This is a genomic window from Streptomyces sp. NPDC051172, assembly GCF_040682555.1.
Lineage (GTDB): Bacteria > Actinomycetota > Actinomycetes > Streptomycetales > Streptomycetaceae > Streptomyces.
The window spans coordinates 1-1,247 of the sequence record NZ_JBFBBE010000388.1; the positions used below are offsets into that span (position 1 = coordinate 1).

Genomic DNA, 1,247 nt, shown 5'->3' on the forward strand with positions numbered 1-1,247 from the left:
CACGATGGTGACCATGGCCCGCCACGTCGGCATGCCGAGGGACCGGGCCGCCTCCATCTGGCCGCGGGGCACGGCCTGCAGGCCGGCACGCAGGGTCTCGGCGATATAGGCGGCCGAGACCATGCCCAGGGCCACCATCACGACGACGGGGATCGGCCAGGACACCCCGAACGCGAAGGGCACCCCGTAGCCGAAGGCGAGGAACACCAGCAGCGCGGGGACGCCGCGGAAGAACTCGACGTAGGCGGTGGCCAGCCACCGGTACGGGCCGAACGAGCTCAGGCGCATGAGCGCGAGCACGATGCCGCCCAGGAGGCCGACGACGAACGAGGTGACCGTGTAGAACAGCGTGTTGCCCAGGCCCACGAGGATCACGTTGGGGAACATCGGGGCCACGGCGGGGAAGTTCAGGACGTTCTCGGCGAGCGCGCCCCAGTCGATGAGGACGGCCAGGACGACGAGGGTGAGGACGAAGACGGCCGCCTGGATGATCAGGGACAGCCGGCGACGGCGGCGCGCACGGCCGGGCTTCATGGCCGGTGCGGGCGAGACGGGGGTCTGCGTGCTCATCGGTAGTCCTCCTGTGCCTGACCGAACCAGCGCTCCTGGAGCTCGGCCACGGTGCCGTCGTTGCGCAGCTCCTGCAGCGCGCGGTTCACGGCGGAGCCGAGCTGCGCCTTCTGTGGGCCGACCGCCATGCCGAGCTGCTCGCCCGTGGGCAGCGACTCGACCACCTCGAAGCGATCGTCGTCCTTGAGCGAGTAGAGCAGCACGGACTGGTTGCCCAGGGCGGCGTCCACGGTGCCGGCCTGGAGGGCCTGGATCTGCATGCCGCCGTCTTCGAACTGCACGGGGCTCAGGCCGTTCTGCTGGGCGTACTCATCGCCGGTGGTCGCGGCCTGCACGCCGATCCGGCGGCCCTTCGCGGACTCGACGTCGGTGATGCCGGAGCCCTTCTTCGCGACCAGGACGAGGTCGTCGTCGAGGTAGGGGAGGGTGAAGGCCATGACGCGCTGGCGGGCCTCGGTGATGGAGATCGACGAGGCGTTCACGTCGCAGCCGGTGAGCGAGGCACCCGACTCGATGGCCTCGAAGGAGGAGTCGATCACGTTCACCCCGAGACCCAGCTTCTCCGCCACCGCCTCGACCAGCTGGATGTCGTAGCCGGTCAGCTCACCCTTCTCCTCGAACTCGAAGGGCGGGTAGGGGATGTCGGAGCATACCGTCAGGACGCCGGGCTGGACGAG

Annotated in this window: 2 protein-coding genes; both read right to left on the reverse strand. The window is 69.7% G+C overall.

Annotated features, from left to right (window positions below; translation table 11 throughout):
• Positions 1–570, reverse strand: a 570-nt coding sequence (locus tag AB0N07_RS51350) for an ABC transporter permease subunit (RefSeq protein WP_365847927.1), incomplete at its 3' end; no start/stop codon positions are given.
• The coding region (locus AB0N07_RS51355; protein ID WP_365847929.1) for an ABC transporter substrate-binding protein at positions 567–1,247 on the reverse strand (681 nt) is incomplete at its 5' end. The genes AB0N07_RS51355 and AB0N07_RS51350, both read right to left, overlap by 4 nt.